Annotated in this window: 19 protein-coding genes and 1 tRNA gene; 18 read left to right on the forward strand and 2 right to left on the reverse strand. The window is 62.0% G+C overall.

Going from position 1 to position 18456, the window contains the following annotated elements:
* Positions 1-30: 30 nt before the first annotated feature.
* The 16 genes from efp to pyk all read left to right on the forward strand — a co-directional run bounded on the left by efp (position 31) and on the right by pyk (position 13962).
* Positions 31-588 (forward strand): elongation factor P, encoded by a 558-nt coding sequence (gene efp, locus HMPREF3176_RS04435; protein ID WP_016664642.1) that lies wholly within the window; start codon positions 31-33, stop codon positions 586-588.
* Between the two features lies 1 nt (position 589).
* A complete protein-coding gene (nusB, locus tag HMPREF3176_RS04440) occupies positions 590-1093 on the forward strand; it encodes a transcription antitermination factor NusB (RefSeq protein ID WP_016664641.1) in 504 nt (167 codons plus the stop codon).
* A gap of 14 nt (positions 1094-1107) precedes the next feature.
* Positions 1108-1677, forward strand: a complete 570-nt coding sequence (gene pyrR, locus HMPREF3176_RS04445) for a bifunctional pyr operon transcriptional regulator/uracil phosphoribosyltransferase PyrR (protein WP_016664640.1) — start codon at positions 1108-1110, stop codon at positions 1675-1677.
* Between the two features lie 253 nt (positions 1678-1930).
* Positions 1931-2257 carry an integration host factor, actinobacterial type gene (gene mihF / locus HMPREF3176_RS04450; RefSeq protein ID WP_016664639.1) on the forward strand — a complete coding sequence of 109 codons (327 nt, stop codon included), beginning with the start codon at positions 1931-1933 and terminating at the stop codon, positions 2255-2257.
* The gene (gmk, locus tag HMPREF3176_RS04455; RefSeq protein ID WP_141740659.1) at positions 2254-2841 is read left to right on the forward strand and encodes a guanylate kinase; all 588 of its coding nucleotides are present in this window, start codon (positions 2254-2256) and stop codon (positions 2839-2841) included. The genes mihF and gmk overlap by 4 nt, the downstream gene beginning before the upstream one ends.
* Positions 2842-2955: 114 nt before the next feature.
* On the forward strand, positions 2956-3297 hold the full coding sequence (gene rpoZ / locus HMPREF3176_RS04460) for a DNA-directed RNA polymerase subunit omega (protein ID WP_070458547.1): 342 nt from the start codon (positions 2956-2958) through the stop codon (positions 3295-3297).
* A gap of 15 nt (positions 3298-3312) precedes the next feature.
* Positions 3313-4575, forward strand: coding sequence for a bifunctional phosphopantothenoylcysteine decarboxylase/phosphopantothenate--cysteine ligase CoaBC (gene coaBC / locus HMPREF3176_RS04465; RefSeq protein WP_016664636.1), 1263 nt, complete (start codon positions 3313-3315; stop codon positions 4573-4575).
* Positions 4576-4627: 52 nt separating this feature from the next.
* Entirely contained in the window at positions 4628-5833 is a 1206-nt protein-coding gene (gene metK / locus HMPREF3176_RS04470) for a methionine adenosyltransferase (RefSeq protein ID WP_034373288.1), read from the forward strand.
* A 32-nt stretch (positions 5834-5865) separates the two neighbouring features.
* Positions 5866-7452 (forward strand): anthranilate synthase component I, encoded by a 1587-nt coding sequence (locus HMPREF3176_RS04475; RefSeq protein WP_052126915.1) that lies wholly within the window; start codon positions 5866-5868, stop codon positions 7450-7452.
* Positions 7452-8072, forward strand: a complete 621-nt coding sequence (locus HMPREF3176_RS04480; RefSeq protein ID WP_070458550.1) for a Trp biosynthesis-associated membrane protein — start codon at positions 7452-7454, stop codon at positions 8070-8072. Before HMPREF3176_RS04475 ends, HMPREF3176_RS04480 begins: the two co-directional genes overlap by 1 nt.
* Positions 8073-8174: 102 nt before the next feature.
* Complete coding sequence (locus HMPREF3176_RS04485) at positions 8175-8402, forward strand: HGxxPAAW family protein (protein WP_034373278.1); 228 nt, start codon at positions 8175-8177, stop codon at positions 8400-8402.
* Positions 8403-8495: 93 nt separating this feature from the next.
* Positions 8496-9299 carry an indole-3-glycerol phosphate synthase TrpC gene (gene trpC / locus HMPREF3176_RS04490; protein WP_016664631.1) on the forward strand — a complete coding sequence of 268 codons (804 nt, stop codon included), beginning with the start codon at positions 8496-8498 and terminating at the stop codon, positions 9297-9299.
* 31 nt (positions 9300-9330) lie between these two features.
* Entirely contained in the window at positions 9331-10602 is a 1272-nt protein-coding gene (gene trpB, locus HMPREF3176_RS04495) for a tryptophan synthase subunit beta (RefSeq protein WP_070458841.1), read from the forward strand.
* A 1-nt stretch (position 10603) separates the two neighbouring features.
* Complete coding sequence (gene trpA / locus HMPREF3176_RS04500) at positions 10604-11410, forward strand: tryptophan synthase subunit alpha (RefSeq protein WP_016664629.1); 807 nt, start codon at positions 10604-10606, stop codon at positions 11408-11410.
* The gene (gene lgt, locus HMPREF3176_RS04505) at positions 11407-12342 is read left to right on the forward strand and encodes a prolipoprotein diacylglyceryl transferase (RefSeq protein ID WP_016664628.1); all 936 of its coding nucleotides are present in this window, start codon (positions 11407-11409) and stop codon (positions 12340-12342) included. The genes trpA and lgt overlap by 4 nt, the downstream gene beginning before the upstream one ends.
* Positions 12343-12483: 141 nt before the next feature.
* On the forward strand, positions 12484-13962 hold the full coding sequence (gene pyk, locus HMPREF3176_RS04510; protein ID WP_034373272.1) for a pyruvate kinase: 1479 nt from the start codon (positions 12484-12486) through the stop codon (positions 13960-13962).
* Positions 13963-14021: 59 nt separating this feature from the next.
* Here the strand turns inward: pyk and HMPREF3176_RS04515 are convergent.
* Positions 14022-14103: transfer RNA gene (locus HMPREF3176_RS04515), tRNA-Leu, on the reverse strand.
* A gap of 206 nt (positions 14104-14309) precedes the next feature.
* On the opposite strand from HMPREF3176_RS04515, the gene HMPREF3176_RS04520 reads away from it, so the two are divergent.
* Positions 14310-14948 (forward strand): ANTAR domain-containing response regulator, encoded by a 639-nt coding sequence (locus HMPREF3176_RS04520; protein WP_051120657.1) that lies wholly within the window; start codon positions 14310-14312, stop codon positions 14946-14948.
* On the opposite strand, the gene HMPREF3176_RS04525 is transcribed toward HMPREF3176_RS04520, so the two are convergent.
* Positions 14945-15409 (reverse strand): PaaI family thioesterase, encoded by a 465-nt coding sequence (locus HMPREF3176_RS04525; RefSeq protein WP_051120656.1) that lies wholly within the window; start codon positions 15407-15409, stop codon positions 14945-14947. The two genes, HMPREF3176_RS04520 and HMPREF3176_RS04525, sit on opposite strands and share 4 nt — an antisense overlap.
* Before the next feature lie 25 nt (positions 15410-15434).
* Between HMPREF3176_RS04525 and polA the strand changes: the two genes are divergently transcribed.
* Positions 15435-18119: a DNA polymerase I gene (gene polA / locus HMPREF3176_RS04530; RefSeq protein WP_070458553.1), complete on the forward strand. Its 2685-nt coding sequence runs from the start codon at positions 15435-15437 to the stop codon at positions 18117-18119.
* Positions 18120-18456: the final 337 nt, after the last annotated feature.

The raw sequence follows: 18456 nt of genomic DNA on the forward strand, positions 1-18456 counted from the left end.
GTGCGCAAATGCAACCCCGAACGGAGAATCATGGCAAGCACTAACGATCTGAAGAACGGCATGGTCCTGAAGCTCGAGAACGGCCTGTGGAGCGTTGTCGAATTCCAGCACGTGAAGCCCGGCAAGGGCCCGGCGTTCGTTCGCACCAAGCTCAAGAACGTTCTCTCCGGCAAAACCGTTGACAAGACCTTCAATGCGGGCGTCAAGGTCGAGACCGCAACGATCGACCGCCGCGACATGCAGTACTCGTACATGGATGGCGACCTCTTCGTATTCATGGACACCACGACCTGGGAGCAGACCAACGTGACCGCGGAGATCGTTGGCGACGCCAAGGACTACATGCTCGAGGGCCAGGACGCCGTCGTGGCATTCCACGAGGGCACGGTACTTTTCGTTGAGCTTCCCGCCTCGGTCGTTCTCGAAATTACCCACACCGAGCCCGGCCTCCAGGGTGATCGCAGCTCGGGCGGCACGAAGCCCGCAACCCTCGAGACCGGCCTCGAAATCCAGGTGCCTCTCTTCCTCGAGCAGAACACCAAGGTTAAGGTCGACACCCGCACCGGCGACTACCTCGGACGTGCCTGATATGCCGTTCGATCCGCTGGATCTTCCGCTGCCGGGGCGCGAGGGGGACGAAGTTGAACTCGTCAAGACCCTCCCGTCGCGGACGCATAAATTTGGTGCAGTGACGCGTGCGCGCGTGCGCGCGATTGACGTGTTGTTTGAGGCCGACGCCCGCCAGGTGGGTGTCGAGGAACTAGCCGAGCAGCGCACCGTCACCTCAACCGCGCAGACCCCGCTGCCCGAGGCAGCGAAGCGTTTTGCGCTTATGTATGCCGCGCACGCCGCTGACATTGACGACACGATTGCTTCGCACTCGGAGGCGTGGACGCTCGAACGCATGCCCGCTGTCGACCGAGCGATCTTGCGTATGGGAGCGGCCGAGATTCTTCACGGCACCGGAGTCGATGCTCCTGTGCTGCTCAAGGAGTACACGAGCGTTGCCGCCGAGCTGTCGACGGAAGATTCGGCATCGTTCGTCAATGCGCTTCTCCAGCGAATCGCGGACGCGAAGGATCTACTCGGTTAAGAAGGGAGACGTCGATGGCTGAGGATCTCCGCACGGAAGTGTTCAAGGCGGGCGACATTCGCCGCGCGTTGACCCGGATCGGCTACGAGATTGTCGAAGGTGAAAAAGGTGTCGACGATTTCGTGCTCATGGGGATTCACAGCCGTGGCGTGCCCCTTGCCTACCGCATCGCCGAGGCGATTGCGCGTGCCGGCAACACCGAGCGCGACCCCGCGAGCATCGTGGGGGAGCTCGACATCACGCGTTTTCGCGATGATCGCTCGTCGAAGCCTGCGCGGGAGGAACGAGAGACGCGCCTTCCCGAGGGAGGGATCGAAGGCCGCACGGTTATTCTCGTCGACGATGTGCTCTATTCAGGTCGTACGGTACGCGCGGCGCTCGATGCCCTGAGCGCGCTCGGTCGACCGGCCGCTGTTCGACTGGCGATTTTGGTCGATCGAGGCCACAGGGAGCTGCCAATTCGCGCAGATTTCGTCGGCAAGAATCTGCCGACGTCGCGGCGAGAGCGGGTCAACGTGTTGCTAGAGGAGTGCGATGGCGCGGACTCCATTGTTCTTGAAAGATCAGTAACAGGCGGGTGCTGATCCCGTCCCGAACGCAAAAAATACACGATATGCCTGCTCAAGGTGACAAATAGGTCACGATTTCGCGGTTTTTCAGCGTTCTTCAAGACTTTATCAACTTGGTGGGTAACTCTATACGTAGCTCCAAGCCGAGCGGTTTGCTCGTTGAGTGCCAGTCGCGACGCGGAAGAGTGTTTGCAAATTCTCTGGGGCTTCGTCATGAAGATTCATGAGAATGGGTACCATCCCACGAATAGATTGAAGAGGTAGACACGTGGCTCTCCCCACTTTGACCCCCGAAGCGCGCAAGGCCGCACTCGAGAAGGCTGCACAGCTCCGCCAGGAGCGTGCGCAGGTGAAGAACCGCCTCAAGAACTCGACCGGCAACCGCGGTGAGGAAATCGCGAACCTTATCGAAGAAGCGAAGACGAGCGAGGCTGTCGCTCGCCTTAAGGTTTCCGCAATGCTCGAATCTCTCCCGGGCATTGGCAAGGTCAAGGCTGCGCAGATTATGGACGAGATCGGCATCTCGCCCTCGCGCAAGATGCGGGGCCTCGGCCGCCATCAGGCGGAAAAGCTTATTCAGCACTTCGCAGAGTGAGCCCGGCGCAGTCGCTCGACGTGCCCCGCGGGCGCGTCGTTGTCGTCGCCGGTCCGACCGCCGTCGGCAAGGGCACTGTTACGCGCAGACTTCTCGAGAAACACCCCGAGGTCTATCTATCGGTCTCCGCGACCACGCGTGATCCGCGCCCCGGCGAAGTGGACGGGATCCACTATTTTTTCTGGAGTCCCGAACAGTTCGACGATGCCGTGAAAGACGGCGACATGCTCGAATGGGCCCTCGTGCACGGTCGCAATCGTTACGGAACTCCGAGGAGCGCCGTCGAAGCGGCCCGGGCCGAGGGGCGTGCGGTCATCCTTGAGATCGACCTTGAGGGGGCTCGCCAAGTGCGTTCCTCGATGCCGGATGCGCGCTTCGTGTTCTTGGCTCCGCCCAGTTGGGACGTCCTTGTTGAGCGTCTCGTGGGGCGGGGAACAGAAAGCCCTGAGGAGCAGGAGCGGCGACTTGAAACCGCGCGGGTGGAAATGGCCGCTGAAAAAGAGTTTGACGTGACGATCGTGAACGACGATCTCGATGAGGCCGTCGACGCGCTCGCACGCGAAGCTGGGCTCGCTATCGCGTGAATGACATCACCGACCTTCGCCGTCGCTAGGGCGCTATTTCCGGTAGGATGGGACCTTGCGCGCTCGTCATGCGCGAGCGCCGATATCTGACTTCACACTAGGAAGGGACGTTTCGTGCCTGGAACCGTTGCCCAGCCCGAAGGCATTACCAACCCGCCCATCGATCGGCTGCTCGAGTCCGTTGATTCGAAGTACGCCCTCGTGCTGTACTCGGCGAAGCGTGCGCGTCAGATCAACGCTTACTACTCGCAGGTCGAAGACGGCCTCCTCGAGCATGTCGGACCTCTGGTTGACACCGAGCCCCAGGAGAAGTCTCTTTCGATCGCACTTCGCGAGATCGACGAAGGTCTGCTCGAGGCCAAGGAGATCGACGAGAACCCCCCCAAGCCTCCCGCGCGCGAGCCGCTCACGCTCGGGGACGACGCCCCCGAGGTGCCGATCGACTTCAACCTCTAAATCGAAGCTTTGACGATGCCCGCATCGCCTCCTTCTGTGGCGCCGCGTCCCCTCGAGGGTCTTCGCGTCATCGTTGGAGTGTGTGCGGGCATCGCTGCATATAAGGCAGCTCACGTGGTGCGCGGCTTGACCGAACGGGGCGCCGATGTGCGCGTTGTTCCGACGAAGGCTTCGCTCGAGTTCGTTGGCATCTCGACGTGGGAAGCACTTAGCCATAATCCCGTGCGCACCTCTGTCTTCGACGATGTGGACTCGGTTGCCCACGTGCGTCTCGGCCAGGAGGCCGACGCCGTCGTCGTGGTCCCGGCAACAGCAGATTTCATGGCCCGGGCACGTATGGGAAGGGCCGACGACCTCCTTACAGCCACGCTCCTCGTCACTCGAGCACCCGTCATCCTCGCCCCGGCGATGCACACGGAGATGTGGGAGCATCCCGCAACGCGCGAAAATGTCGACGTGCTCCGATCACGTGGCGTGCGCGTGATTGAACCTGCGAGTGGGCGCCTCACCGGAACCGATACCGGTGTAGGGCGACTGCCCGAGCCCGAAGTGATTGTGCACTATGTTGAGTCAGTCCTCGCGGCAGGGTCGCGCACGTGCGACCTCGAAGGCACGCACGTGGTGATCACCGCAGGGGGGACGCGCGAGGCTCTTGATCCGGTGCGCGTGCTCACCAATCACTCGAGCGGTAAACAGGGGGCGGCGCTCGCGCGCGCGGCGTACGTTCGAGGAGCGAGCGTGAGCCTCGTCCTGGCGGGTTCACACATCGAACCTCCCGCGGGCGTAGACGTCGTGCGGGTGGAATCGGCGAAAGAGCTTGCGGCCGCGGTACGGGAGCGTGAAAGCAGCGCGGATGTGCTGATCATGGCCGCTGCCGTTTCCGATTTCACGCCTGAGCCATCGCGCAGCAAAATCAAGAAAAAAGCGGGCGAGTCAGGCCTCACCCTTCACTTGATGGAGACCGAGGATATTCTCCGCGGCCTCGTCGAACGCCGGCAGGCCGGTGAGCGTCCGTTCGTGATTTGCGGATTCGCTGCCGAGACGGGGGATGAGCATTCGAGCGCCCTCGCGCACGCGACCAGGAAGGCCCGCGCCAAGGGCGCAGACCTCCTCGCGTTCAACGATGTCAGTGAGAACGCTTTCGGGGCCGACACGAACGCATTGACGTTTCTTGATGCCGCTGGTGAAATTCGCGGAGCCGCACGCGGGACGAAAGACGAGGTTTCCCACGCAATGCTTGACCACGTCGCCTCTCTCCTCAAGCGCGAGCGCAGCTAGCCTCGGGCGACTCCTTTGATTCCGTCACCACCTCTCGCAGATAAGGCAGCACATGACACTCAATGATTTGCGGTACTTCACTTCCGAATCGGTTACGGAAGGCCACCCGGACAAAATCTGCGACCAGATTTCCGATGCAATTCTCGACGACATGATCGCGCAGGATCTCAACTCTCGCGTCGCAGTCGAGACTCTCGTGACGACGGGCCTCGTCCATGTTGCCGGAGAGGTGCGCACCGAAGGCTACAGTGACGTCAACTCGATCGTTCGTGACGTGATCAGGTCGATCGGCTACGACTCCTCCGAGAAGGGCTTCGATGCGGACTCGTGCGGCATCGAGGTGTCGATCGGCTCGCAATCGGCCGATATTGCGCTCGGGGTCGATAATTCCGAGGAGTTCAAGGGCGGAAGCGTCGAGCAGGGTTTTCAACTTGGCGCTGGTGATCAGGGCCTCATGTTCGGGTACGCGTGCGCTGACACGAAGGAACTCATGCCGCTGCCGATCTACGCGGCGCATAAGCTCGCGCAAAACCTGTCGAACGCACGCCGAGACGGCGTACTCCCGTATCTGCGCCCCGACGGCAAATCGCAAGTGACGATCGGATATGACGACGATTTTGTCGCGCGCAGCGTGAATGCGGTCGTCGTATCGAGTCAACATGCCGAGGACGTCGATGTTGCGGGGCAACTCACCGAGGCGATCTCCCGTGTGGTGATCCAGCCTGTTCTCGAGGAACTCGCCGAGCTTGGACTGGACATTACAGGGGTCAAGCGTCACATCAACCCAACGGGACGTTTCGTCGTCGGCGGCCCGAAAGGCGATGCCGGACTCACGGGTAGAAAGATCATCGTGGATACCTACGGCGGGATGGCGCGTCACGGCGGCGGCGCTTTTTCGGGTAAGGACCCGTCGAAGGTCGACCGTAGCGCCGCCTACGCCCTGCGTTGGGTCGCCAAGAACGTGGTTGCAGCGGGTCTAGCCGAGCGGTGCGAGATTCAGGTTGCCTACGCGATTGGTCGCGCTGCCCCCGTGGGCCTTTACGTTGAAACGTTTGGAACGGGCAAGGTTCCCGAGCATCAACTTGCCCGGGCTATCGAAAAGGTCTTCGACCTGCGCCCGCAGGCAATCGTTGAGGAGCTCGATCTTCTGCGACCCATCTACCGCAAAACGTCGGTTTTTGGCCACTTCGGCCGTCCCCTTGCGGAATTTGAGTGGGAAAAGACCAACAGAACTGAAGAGCTCACCCGCGCTCTATGACGCGCCGATCTGCGCGATTGTTTCGCTAAGCAATGAGGAAAGGAGGGCGCGTGTTCGAGCGCGATATTTACCCCGAAACTGTTCAGGGTCTCGAGGGCGAGACGCTTGGCGAGATTTGGCCGGACCGAAAAACCTTCCTCGATCTCGCGCGTACACAGCGCATCGTGCCCGTCGTGATTCGGCTTTTGGCCGACCAGGACACTCCGATCTCTCTGTACAGAAAGCTCACGGCACCGTCGGGCCCCGCGGGCAGTTGCCTTCTTGAGTCCGCAGGCCAGGGGGAGGATTCCCGCTGGTCCATCATTGGGGTAAACGCTCGCGCCTCTCTCACCGAGAAAGACGGCAACGCGCGCTGGTTTGGCGATGTCCCGGCCTCGGTTCCCACATCGGGCGACCCGCTCGAGGCGCTCAGGGCTACCGCCGCTGAGTTCAAATCCGCGCGGATGGCGCATCTACCACCGTTTACGGGCGGGCTTGTGGGCTTCGTAAGCTATGACGCTGTGCGGCGCTTCGAGAATCTCCCGCACAAGCCCGTAGACGAGATCGGTACGCCCGAGCTATGCATGCTCCTTGCACAAGACGTTGCCGTGTACGACCACCGCGACGCGACGGTTCTGCTCGTGGCAAACGCGCTCAACCTCAACGGTGCAGACAGCGGCGCAGAGGCAGCCTACGAGGATGCCCTCGCCAGAATCGACACGATGCGCGATTCGCTTCGCACGCACGTCGAGACGAACCCCGTCGTCTATTCTGCCGTGCAGCGGCCGTCGAGTACCGCTCGCACGAACCAGACGGATTTTGAAGCGTCAGTTGAGACGGCGATCCAGAACATCATCGACGGTGAAATCTTCCAGGTCGTGCCGTCGCAGCGACACACGCAGGCAACGAGCGCCGACCCCCTCGACGTCTACCGCGTGCTGCGCAGGCTCAACCCTTCGCCGTACATGTTTCTCGTGCGCGCTCACGATGGAGATGGCAAATCGATCGATGTGGTGGGAGCGAGTCCCGAAACACTCGTCACTGTGCGCGGCCGCCACGCGAGCACGCACCCGATCGCGGGTTCGCGCCCGCGTGGGACTAACGCTGAAGAGGATGAGAGGATAAAAGGCGAGCTCCTCGCCGATCCGAAAGATCGATCCGAGCACCTCATGCTTGTCGATCTCGGCCGTAACGACCTGCAGAAGGTCTGCGAGCCGGGAAGCGTGATCGTGCGAGATTTCATGAGCGTCGTGAAGTATTCCCACATCATGCACGTGATTTCGACGGTTACGGGAACGCTCAAAGAAGGCTTGAGCGCCTTTGACGCTCTCGCGGCAACCTTTCCGGCCGGCACGCTCACGGGTGCACCCAAGCCGCGCGCGATGCAACTCATCGATGAGCTTGAGCCCGTGTCGCGGGGGATCTATGGCGGCACCGTCGGCTACCTCGATTTCGCTGGCGACCTCGACATGGCGATCGCAATCCGAACAGCCGTCATGAAAGACGGCCGTGCGCACGTTCAAGCCGGGGGTGGTGTCGTCGCTGATTCGATCCCCACGATGGAACATCGTGAATCGCTGTCCAAGGCTGCTGCTGCTCAACGCGCTGTGGCGAGTGCCGAGACGCTAAGGGAACAGTGATGGCTGGTCGATCGTCGGATGCTTCCTCTTCGCGTTCCCCGCTCATTCTCGCGCTTGTCGTCGCAGGGGGCGTGGGCGCCGTACTCACCCAACCAACGTGGGTTGAGGGCGAGGTCGTGGGCCTTGCCGGTAACGTGTCTGAACTCAGCATTGCGGGGGCGAAGGCTTCCCCACTCTCGCTTGCATGCGCTCTCGTGGCGGTTGCTGCGGCGGGCGCCCTTGCACTGTCGAGGCGCGGCCTTGCCCTCGCGTGCGCGATTGTGTCCACCCTGGCCGGTGTGGGGATTGTCGTGGGAGGTGTGCTGGTTGCCCTTGATCCGGCACACGCGGTCGCGAGCGCAGCACTCGAAGCCACCGGTGTGGTGAATGCACCCGTCACTGTTTCGGCATCGTGGCCCGTGTGGCTGTCGATCGTGTCAGGCGTTCTGATCGCGCTCGTCGGAGCTCGATTAACGATGAACACACGTATACGCGGGGAAGGAGCATCGCGCACTCGCTATACGCGCCATACCGCTACGCGATCAGGAGAAGGCGCCGGCGCGGTGCCGCACACTGATGCGGAGGCGTGGGACATGCTCAGTCTTGGTGAGGACCCGAGCGACGAGCAGCGCGGAGTGTGAAGGTGCGAGGACGCTTGCGCTAAAACATGGCACAATGAAAGACGCAGTTTGACGCGCCCGTGCGCGCATACGCTTCAGAACTACTTTCGACCGGAGTGAAGAATGCCGAAGACTTACCTTGTTCCCCCCGCCCCGCCGCAGAACGAAGGCAAAACCGTGGCTGCCTGGGTATTTTCGGCGTTTGTCCTCCTCGGTTCGGTGCTCATTGCCCTCGCAATGGTCACGAGTCAGAACATCCTCCTTATCGTTGGTCTCGCGTCCGTTCTTCTCGCGCTCGTCGTAGGCTTCGTCCTGCGAGCCGCGGGTTTCGGCCAGAAAGCTAAGCGCTGACGTGTCCGCTCAACGCCCTGTACGAAGGACTTGCTCTTCGTGCAGGGCGTTGTGCTGTGAAGGCGGGGGAGAGTACGAAGAGGAGTGCGGCGCGTGAGCGTTCTTGAGGAAATCATCGCGGGGGTACGTGCGGATGTGGGGCGGCGAAAGTCCGACGTTAGCGGGGCCGAAGTCGAGCGTCTCGCTCGGGAGGCGAAGCCTGCTCTCGACGTCGTTGAGCGCCTGCGCGAGCGTGAGACGCTCGGTCTGTTCGCCGAGGTTAAGCGGTCATCGCCCTCGAAAGGATCTCTTGCGGATATCCCCGATCCTGCTCACCTCGCGACCGCGTATGAAGATGGCGGTGCCACGGCGATCAGCGTACTGACCGAGGAGCGCCGCTTCTCGGGTTCGCTCCGTGACCTCGACGCTGTTCGTGAGCGCGTAAGCGTCCCCGTGCTGCGCAAGGACTTTATGGTCGAGGACTATCAGATTTTCGAAGCGCGAGCGCATGGCGCCGATGTCGTGTTGTTGATCGTGGCGGCGCTGTGTGACGCCCAACTTGACGATATGTACTCGCTCGCGAGGTCTCTCGGTATGCGGGTTCTCGTCGAAACGCATACGCCGGAAGAGCTCGAGCGGGCCCTCGCAAGCGACGCTGAGCTCATCGGTGTGAATGCGCGCAATCTTAAGACTCTCGACGTCGACCTTCACTATGCGTGTGCGCTGCTCGAGTCGGTGCCCTCCGACCGCCTTGCCGTGGGGGAGTCGGCCGTGGCAACTATCCGCGACGTTGAGGCCTATGCACGTGCCGGAGCTGATGCCGTTCTCGTCGGTGAGGCACTCGTGCGGCACGCGGATCCCACGAAGGCGGCGCGCGACTTTTGCAGTGTTGAGCGGCAGCGCCGAGCAGGGCGCTGATACGCGCACGTTGGAACAAGAGGAGTGGAAAGTGACAGATGCCTTTGTCCCACAGGACGGACCTGACTTTGGCGATTTCGGCGGGAGGTTTCTGCCCGAGGCGCTCGTTCCCGCTCTCGACGAACTGACACAGGCGTGGCACGAGGCCAAAGCTGACCCGTCCTTCTCGAGCGAGCTCGAACGGCTCAACCGCGAATACACGGGCCGTCCCTCGCTCCTCACGGAAGTTCCTCGATTTTCTGCCGTTGCCGGCGGCGCCCGAGTTTTCCTCAAGCGAGAGGATCTCAATCACACGGGAAGCCACAAAATCAACAATGTGCTTGCGCAAGCGCTTCTCACGAAACGTATGGGAAAGACCCGCGTGATCGCCGAGACCGGGGCCGGCCAGCACGGAGTTGCGACGGCGACGGCAGCGGCACTGTTGGGGCTTGATTGCCGCATCTACATGGGCGAGGTCGACACTGAACGCCAGGCCCTCAACGTCGCGCGTATGCGTCTGCTCGGGGCAGAAGTCATTCCCGTCACTCACGGCTCTCGCACTCTCAAGGATGCGATTAACGAGGCCTTTCGCGACTGGGTTACCAACGTGGAATCCACCCATTACCTGCTCGGCACGGTGACGGGGCCTCACCCCTACCCGACCATGGTGCGCGAGTTCCACGCCATGATCGGTCGAGAAGCTCGCGAACAGGTCCTCGCGCAAGCGGGCCGCCTTCCCGACGCGATTGTTGCGTGCGTGGGCGGAGGCTCAAATGCCATGGGGCTATTTCACCCCTTCCTCGAGGACGCATCGGTGCGAATCGTGGGATGCGAGGCCGGGGGCTCCGGTATCGCATCCGGCAAGCACTCGGCAACGATCACCGCGGGCAGCCCCGGTGTTTTGCACGGCGCCTGCTCCTACGTGATGCAAGACGAGGACGGCCAAACGATCGAATCGCACTCCGTGAGCGCGGGTCTCGACTACCCGAGCGTCGGCCCCGAACATGCCTATCTAGCCGATACGGGACGCGCCGAATACCGGGCGATCAACGACAACGAAGCCATGGAAGCCTTCGCGTTGCTGTCGATGACCGAAGGCATCATGCCCGCACTTGAATCCGCCCATGCCCTCGCCGGTGCCCTCGCCCTCGGGCGCGAGCTCGGCGAAGGTGCGGTGATCGTTGCGAACCTTTCGGGCCGTGGTGACAAGGACGTCACGACAGCCTCAACCTGGTTCGGGCTCATCGGTAACGATAAGCGCGCAGACATCAACGACATCAAAGAGAAGATCCGCACGGCGCTTGCGCGTGAGGGAGGAAACTGACATGCGGCATCTTTCAGCAGAGGTCATTGACCGAGCCAAGGGGGAGGGGCGCGCCGCACTCGTGGCCTACCTTCCCGTGGGCTTTCCCACCTTCGACGGGTGCATCGAAGCCGTTCGCGCCCTTGTCGGCTCGGGCGTCGATGCAATCGAGTTTGGGATCCCCTACACGGACCCCGTTATGGATGGCCCCGTGATCCAGGAAGCGGCGGATCGAGCTCTTTCGCACGGTACGCGCCCCGCGCATGTGATGACGGCGATCGATGCGGTGAGCGATCTCGATGCCGCGCTTCTTGTCATGAGTTATTACAACCCCATCCTCAAGTACGGGCTCGACGCTTTTGCGCGCGACCTCGCCGCAGCGGGTGGCGCTGGGGTCATCACACCGGACCTCACGCCCGATTCCGGCGGTGACTGGATCGAGGCCTCTGGCACGAGAAACGTTGAGCGCATTTTCCTCGCCGCACCTAGCTCGCCCGAGGAGCGATTGCGCCTCGTGACCGAGTCGAGCACGGGCTTCGTCTACGCCGCCTCGACGATGGGCGTCACGGGCCTTCGCTCGAGCGTCGGCGATGCCGCGCACACCCTCGTGGATCGCACGCGGCGCGCTGGCGCCGAACGGGTGTGCGTTGGTCTCGGTGTGTCAAACGGGGAACAGGCCGCGGAAGTGGGCACCTATGCCGACGGCGTGATCGTGGGAAGCGCTTTCGTACGAAGGCTCCTCGAAGCGCAGACACCGTCGGAGGGGCTCCGTTCTCTCGAAGCTCTCGCAATTGAACTCCGTTCCGGAATTGAGGAGGCGCGCGCATGATCTCAGCGACTATTCCGAGTCCGCCCGTTAGCTCGTTCAGCATCGGCCCGGTCACAATCCATTTTTACGCACTATTCATTCTGACCGGCATCGCTATCGCCTACTGGTGGTCGCTGCAGCGCTGGATCGCTCGCGATGGTGACCGTGACGACTACTTCGACATCGTCTTCGTGACGATCATCGTGGGGATCATCGGTGCGCGCATGTACCACGTGGGCGTCAATATCCCGGACTACTTCGGTCCCGGCAAGGATCCGCTGAGTGCGCTTCGCATGTGGGAAGGTGGCCTCGGCATTTGGGGCGCGGTCGCGGGAGGAGGCCTTGCGGCGTTCGTCATGACTCGGCGCAAAGGCGTGCAGTTCCTCGCCCTGGCTGATTCGATCGCGCCTACTCTTTTCGTCGCGCAAGCCATTGGGAGGCTTGGAAATTGGGCTAATCAGGAACTTCACGGCGAGCCAAGCACGCTGCCGTGGGCTCTGGAGATTACGTGTGAAACCAACGGCAAAACGATCGTTGGCTGTGTGCCCGGAACCTATCAGCCGACCTTCCTCTACGAGGGGCTGTGGAATATCGCCGCCTGCGTCGTGGTGCTGCTTCTCGCGAAACGGTTCGCCATCGCTGGCGGGCGCATATTCCTCATGTACATCATCGCGTACTCTGCGGGCCGGACCCTCATGGAAACGATGCGCACGGAACCCTCAACCATGGTTTTTGGCTTGCGAATCCACATGGTCATTTACATCATCACGGGTCTCGTGGCGATCGGCGTGTTTGCGTGGCTCACGGTCCGTGCGCGCAAGAAGGGCGAGGCGCGCAGTGCTTACGACACGATTAACGGCGATCCGCTGCCGCGGCCGGAAGGGCGCGCGGGTAGTGAGACGGTGGCTGTCCCGCATGACCAGGGAGAAAATCTCAAAAACCCCGCGAAATAAGGCTGAATCTGGGAGTGGTCCCGATTACTTAATTGTAGGGTGAGATGTGGATCTCGGCGATGCGACCCGCGCCCCTGTGCGCTCGCTCCCGAGCACACACAGCGCGTGGGTCCCGCCTTTCAAAGCTACAGATGGGTAGACATGCGTAAAGCAAAAATTGTGTGCACATTGGGACCTGCAACGAATTCGTATGAGCAGATCCGCACGCTTATCGAGTCGGGCATGAACGTCGCCCGCATGAACCTCAGCCACGGCACCTACGCGGACCACGAGGCTGTGTACGCCAATATCCGCAAGGCTTCCGAGGATCTCGGTAAGAACGTCGCAGTTCTCGTGGACCTCCAGGGCCCTAAGATCCGCCTTGGCAAGTTCGAGGACGGCCCCCACGATCTCGCGGTCGGCGACATCTTCACCATCACGACCGACGACATCGTCGGCACCAAGGAGCGTGTGAGCACGACCTTCAAGGGACTGCCCGGCGACTGCCGCCCCGGCGATACGCTTCTCATTGACGACGGCAAGGTCGGCGTTCGCGTCGTCGAGGTGACCGACACCGACGTCAAGACCGTGGTCGAGGTTCCCGGCCCCGTGTCGAACAACAAGGGCATCAACCTTCCCGGCGTTGCCGTTTCAGTTCCCGCGATGAGTGAAAAGGACATTGCCGACCTCCGCTGGGGTCTCCACCTTGGCGCTGACCTCATCGCACTGAGCTTCGTGCGCGACGCGCACGACATCGAAGATGTTCACCGCGTGATGGACGAAGAAGGCATTCGTCTCCCCGTGGTCGCCAAGATCGAGAAGCCACAGGCGGTTCGCGCCCTGCGCGGTATCGTCGGCGCGTTCGACGGCATCATGGTGGCCCGCGGCGACCTCGGCGTTGAGCTTCCTCTCGAGCAGGTCCCGCTCGTCCAGAAGCGCACGATCGAGCTTGCCCGCCGCAACGCTAAGCCCGTCATCGTTGCGACCCAGGTCCTCGAGTCGATGATTACGAACCCGCGCCCGACTCGCGCCGAAGCCTCCGACTGTGCGAACGCCATCCTCGACGGTGCAGACGCCGTCATGCTTTCGGGCGAAACCTCCGTCGGCGCATTCCCGTTCGAGGCCGTGCGCACCATGGCGCGCATCGTCACGAACACCGAAGAAAACGGTGCGGACCGCATCTCTGAGCTCGGCACCATCCCGCATACTCGCGGTGGCGCGATCACGCGTGCAGCGGCGGAGATCGGCGATCAGCTCTCGGCGCAGTATCTCGTGACCTTCACCGAGTCGGGTGACACCGCTCGCCGTCTTTCGCGACTGCGTCCCACTATTCCCCTTCTCGCCCTCACTCCGTACGAAAAGGTCCAGCATCAGCTCGCCCTTAGCTGGGGCATCGAAGCACACCTCGTTGACATGCAGACCGACACCGATCAGATGGTAAAGGTAGTCGACGAGCTGCTGCGTGAGAAGAAGGGTCTGCAGCCCGGCGATCTCGTGATCATCGCTGCAGGCTCGCCCCCGGGTGTTCACGGCTCGACCAACACGCTGCGCGTCCACCGTATCGGTGACCTTGACGGCACCGAGGCTGCGCGCGTCGAAGCCGACCGCATCGCGAAGGGCAAGGCTATTCCGGAGGCCTGAGCCTCACGTAGCTGCGCATAGAAAGGGTGGGGAGCACGATGCTCCCCACCCTTGTTCTGTACCGGGTACGGGACTCGAACCCGTACGTCCGAAGACAACGCATTTTGAGTGCGCCGCGTCTACCAATTCCGCCAACCCGGCCATGTGCCAGTCTTGAGGCACGCCCTATAGAATAACCAACGAGTTCGCGCTTGCCTAACTGGCACGAGCCGTTCCTTGCCCGGTGTACGTGAGTAATATCGTTCAGGGGAGCGACAAATGCCGCTTTGGAAGCCGATGTGCTGCACTATGGATATGGAGTGCGCTTGCCGCACAACCACGAAGACACAGGCGAAAGATTGGATGCCATGAACGAGAACGAAGCTGTGGAAGAGACCGCTGAAAGGGGCCAGGATTCCGGTCTCGTGGCGCGCACGGCTGTTGTGGCTGAGGATGAGAGCCTCATTCGCATGGATATCGTCGAGACCCTCACCGAAGCGGGCTACGAGGTCATTGCCGCCGTTGGCGATGGTGCGAGCGCGGTGGAGAAGGTCCGTGAGCTTCGGCCCGATATTGTGGTCATGGACGTCAAAATGCCGCAGATGGACGGCGTCTCCGCAGCGGAGGCAATCGGCAAGGAGCATCTTGCCCCCGTCGTCATGCTGACGGCGTTCTCGCAGCAGGAAATCGTGGAGCGCGCGCGGGATGCGGGCGCGATGGCGTTTGTCGTCAAGCCCTTCACGCCTAATGATCTTCTGCCGGCTATCGAGATCGCACTGTCGCGTTACCAGCAGATCACCTCGCTCAACGAGGAGATTCGCGATCTTGAGGAACGCTTCGAGACCCGCAAGCGCGTGGACCGTGCGAAGGGGCTCTTGCAGACGAACATGAACCTGAGCGAGCCGGATGCCTTCCGCTGGATCCAGAAGACGTCGATGGATCGCCGTCTGACGATGCGCGAGGTTGCCGACGCTGTCATCGACCAGCTCGGCCCGCATAAGGACTAACGCGCAGGACTCTCGTCTCGCGGTGAAAAGAGCCGCGCGGATCCGAGGACGGTGCTCACGAGAGTGCCGTCCTCGTGTCGTATCTCGGCGAGATAACTCGCGTGAGTGCGGCCCAGGTGCTGTGCGTGAGCGGTCACGTGAACGAAGCCTTCGCGAGCGGGCGCGTGGTGCGTTGCGGTGAAGGAGAGTCCGACGGCGCCTGCGCCCTCGCCGTAAAGACATTCCGCGTGGGTGCGTGCGGCGAGTGAGACGGCGGTTTCCGCGAGCGCGATACTCGCGCCTCCGTGGAGGAACCCTTGGGGCTGGCGATTTGGAGCAACCGGCATACTGAGGTGTGCTGTGCTCGCGGTCAGTGAGAGCACGTCCATTCCCATGCGCTCGCACAGTGTTCCCTTGAGCTCCTCGCGTACGCGTGTGAGTGCATCCTGTGTCGCGCTAGCTGCGCGTGCATTCGTGTCCATTCGCCTAGCGTGACACACTTGAGGCATGAGCGAGATCGAAAACGCCCCTGAGAGGCGCATCGTTGTGATCGATGGCCATGCGATGGCCTTCCGTGCCTTCTTTGCCCTGCCACCGGAGTCGTTCGTGAACAGCGCGGGGCAGGCGACGAACTCGGTGTACGGTTTCTGCCGGATGATCTTCAACATCGTGAAGAACGAGAAGCCCACTCACATGGCGGTCGCGTTCGATCTGCCAGGCGGCACCTTCCGCGATCGTATTTACAGCGAGTACAAGGGCGGCCGTCAGGCCACTCCCGAGGCGTTCAAGGGACAGGTCGCCCTTATTCAGCAGGTGCTCGAGGCTATGGGCATCGCGCATTTCAGCGTCGAAGATTACGAGGCAGATGACATCGTCGCGACAATCGCGACGTACGCGAAAGACGCCGGGGTGCAGCCTCTGCTCGTCACGAGTGATCGCGACGCGATCCAGCTCGTTGATGAGACGATTACGCTTTTGCAGCCCGTGAAGGGCGTCACGGAGCTTCGCCGCATGACTCCCGAGGCTGTCGAAGAGAAGTACCTCGTTTCCCCGAGCCTGTATCCGGATCTCGCGGCTCTGGTGGGGGAGAGCGCCGATAATCTTCCGGGCGTTCCCGGCGTGGGACCCAAAACCGCCGCGAAGTGGCTTGGACTGTACGGCACACTCGACGGCATCCTTGAGCACCGCGACGAGATTAAAGGCAAGGCGGGGCAGTCGCTTCGCGATCACGTCGAGGACGTGGTGCGCAATCGCCGCATGAACGAAGCCGTGCGTGACCTTGACCTGCCGAAGGACTTCGACGCTTATCTCCTTGGACGCGGGGACCGGGTCGCCATCAACGCGCGCTTTGATGAGCTCGCCTTTGGGCCGGGAATCCGTCGGGACATTCCCGCAGGCCTCCTCCCCGCCGGGGACAGCGGGGCCGAGGAAGCCGAGTCTATCGTCGCCAACCCCACCCTTCCCGTGATTGAGCCGGAGGCCGGGCAGCTTGGCGCGCTCCTTGCGGAGCATGCCGCTTTGGGAGGCGCTCTTGAGGCCGACGGCGCCTGGGCGATGGGGGAGGCGGAGTTTCGCGGCCTGGTGATTGCCACCGGCAGCGCAAGCCTCGACATCAATTCCTCGCGCATGAACGAACAGGACCGCCGTGAGCTCGACCGATGGCTGCGAAACTCGGTCATCCCGAAATGGACGCTCGACTCCAAGGAGCTCGCGCATATTCTTAACGGTGCGGGCTTCGACATTCGCGGCCTCGATGTTGATCTCTCCCTCGCGGAGTTCCTGTGCAGGCCTGGGCAGCGTCCCGCAGATGTCGCCGGCCTCGCGATGCGCCACCTTCACGAGGAATTCCCGAAGCTCGACAAGAAGCCCACCGCGCAGGCGCTGCACGAGGATCTTTTGGATCGCGCGAGGGCGGAGTACCGTCTGACCCCTATCCTCGTGAAAGACATGGATGCACACGAGACCCGTGCCATTCACGATGATCTCGAACTCCCGCTTGCGCGTGTGCTGACGCAAATGGAAGAGTCGGGCATCGCCGTCGACGCTTCCGAGCTTGACCGGCTCGACTCGATGCATGCCGAACGGCAGTCTGAGGTCGCAACTCGGGCCTTCGCGGAAATCGGTGGCGAGGAGATCAATCTCGGCTCACCGAAGCAGCTTCAAACCGTGCTGTTTGACCGGCTCGGGATGCCGCCGACCCGCAAAACTAAGACGGGACATTCGACCGACGCCGAGTCCCTCACGGATCTTTACGCGAAGACTGGCCACCCCTTCGTGCAGGCGCTCCTCGAACACCGCGACGTCACGAAATTGCGCCAGATCATCGAAACGCTGCGCAAATCCGTGAGCGAGGAGGGTCGTATCCACACGACCCTTTCGCAGAATGTCGCGGCCACCGGGCGCCTTGCCTCGTCCAACCCGAACCTGCAGAACATTCCGGCGCGCACCGAGGCCGGCCGCCAAATCCGCGGCGCCTTCCACGCGAGCGAAGGCTTCGAGTCGCTTCTTACCGCGGACTATTCCCAGATCGAGATGCGCATCATGGCGCACCTGTCCGGCGACGAGGGGCTCATCCAGGCTTTCCGTGACGGCGAAGACCTCCACAGCTTCGTCGCCTCGCAAGTGTTCGGCATCCCGGTCGATCAGGTGACGAGCGAAGAACGTTCGAAAACGAAGGCGATCAGCTACGGCCTCGCCTACGGTCTTTCCGCTTTTGGTCTCGCTCGCCAGCTCCACATTCCGCAAAGCGAAGCGCAAGCGCTTCGCGCACAGTACTTTGAACGCTTCGGGGGCGTCCAGGACTACCTGCATGAAAGCGTCGAGAGAGCACGTTCACTCGGCTACACGGAAACTCTTCTTGGGCGCCGCCGCTACCTTCCCGAACTCACGAGCGATAGCCGACAGCGGCGGGAAAATGCGGAGCGTGTGGCGCTCAACTCGCCGATTCAGGGCAGCGCCGCCGACATCATCAAACTCGCGATGCTGCGCGTTGACCATGCGCTGAAGAAGACCGGCGCCGCCTCGCGTCTCGTGCTCCAGGTTCACGATGAGCTCATCGTCGATGTCGCTCCCGGCGAAATCGACCTCGTGCGTGACGTCGTGCGCGAGGGCATGGAGGGAGCCTATGAGCTTTCCGTGCCCATGGACGTTTCGGTGGGCGTTGGGCACTCCTGGCTGGAGGCTGCGCACTAAACCCCATTTCCGTCCCCACTTCTGAATTGCATAGGGGTTATGGGGGTTTGAATGGCAGGTGACTCACTCGTCGCCCGCGATCGCGATGCCGCACCATTAACCCGCCCGTTTGGATCGGATCACGGCCGCGAGCCACGCTAGATCATCGTTGCGGCAGTCAAGAAAACGTTGTGGGCGCCCCATAGAACAGCGTTCGATGTTGGATTGGTCACCTCGACGTCGAGAGCGGGGTTTTCGGAGCTTTTTTCGTTGACCCGTGGATGCAATGACCGGTAGGCTAGACCAGGTGTGTGCGCTTCGCTCACACGTGTTTCTGTACCATCTACTACCTGTCCCG

The organism is Dermabacter sp. HMSC08H10 (assembly GCF_001807585.1).
GTDB classification, from domain to species: Bacteria; Actinomycetota; Actinomycetes; order Actinomycetales; family Dermabacteraceae; genus Dermabacter; species Dermabacter hominis.

Bases quoted from the DNA above. Each gene is read 5' to 3' on its own strand.
- metK (WP_034373288.1), top strand. From the start codon at position 4,628: ATGACACTCAATGATTTGCGGTACTTCACTTCCGAATCGGTTACGGAA.
- HMPREF3176_RS04475 (WP_052126915.1), top strand. From the start codon at position 5,866: ATGAGGAAAGGAGGGCGCGTGTTCGAGCGCGATATTTACCCCGAAACT.
- trpA (WP_016664629.1), top strand. From the start codon at position 10,604: ATGCGGCATCTTTCAGCAGAGGTCATTGACCGAGCCAAGGGGGAGGGG.
- HMPREF3176_RS04525 (WP_051120656.1), bottom strand. From the start codon at position 15,409: ATGGACACGAATGCACGCGCAGCTAGCGCGACACAGGATGCACTCACA.
- efp (WP_016664642.1), top strand. From the start codon at position 31: ATGGCAAGCACTAACGATCTGAAGAACGGCATGGTCCTGAAGCTCGAG.
- HMPREF3176_RS04480 (WP_070458550.1), top strand. From the start codon at position 7,452: ATGGCTGGTCGATCGTCGGATGCTTCCTCTTCGCGTTCCCCGCTCATT.
- pyrR (WP_016664640.1), top strand. From the start codon at position 1,108: ATGGCTGAGGATCTCCGCACGGAAGTGTTCAAGGCGGGCGACATTCGC.
- HMPREF3176_RS04520 (WP_051120657.1), top strand. From the start codon at position 14,310: ATGAACGAGAACGAAGCTGTGGAAGAGACCGCTGAAAGGGGCCAGGAT.
- lgt (WP_016664628.1), top strand. From the start codon at position 11,407: ATGATCTCAGCGACTATTCCGAGTCCGCCCGTTAGCTCGTTCAGCATC.
- HMPREF3176_RS04485 (WP_034373278.1), top strand. From the start codon at position 8,175: ATGCCGAAGACTTACCTTGTTCCCCCCGCCCCGCCGCAGAACGAAGGC.
- coaBC (WP_016664636.1), top strand. From the start codon at position 3,313: ATGCCCGCATCGCCTCCTTCTGTGGCGCCGCGTCCCCTCGAGGGTCTT.
- nusB (WP_016664641.1), top strand. From the start codon at position 590: ATGCCGTTCGATCCGCTGGATCTTCCGCTGCCGGGGCGCGAGGGGGAC.
- polA (WP_070458553.1), top strand. From the start codon at position 15,435: ATGAGCGAGATCGAAAACGCCCCTGAGAGGCGCATCGTTGTGATCGAT.
- pyk (WP_034373272.1), top strand. From the start codon at position 12,484: ATGCGTAAAGCAAAAATTGTGTGCACATTGGGACCTGCAACGAATTCG.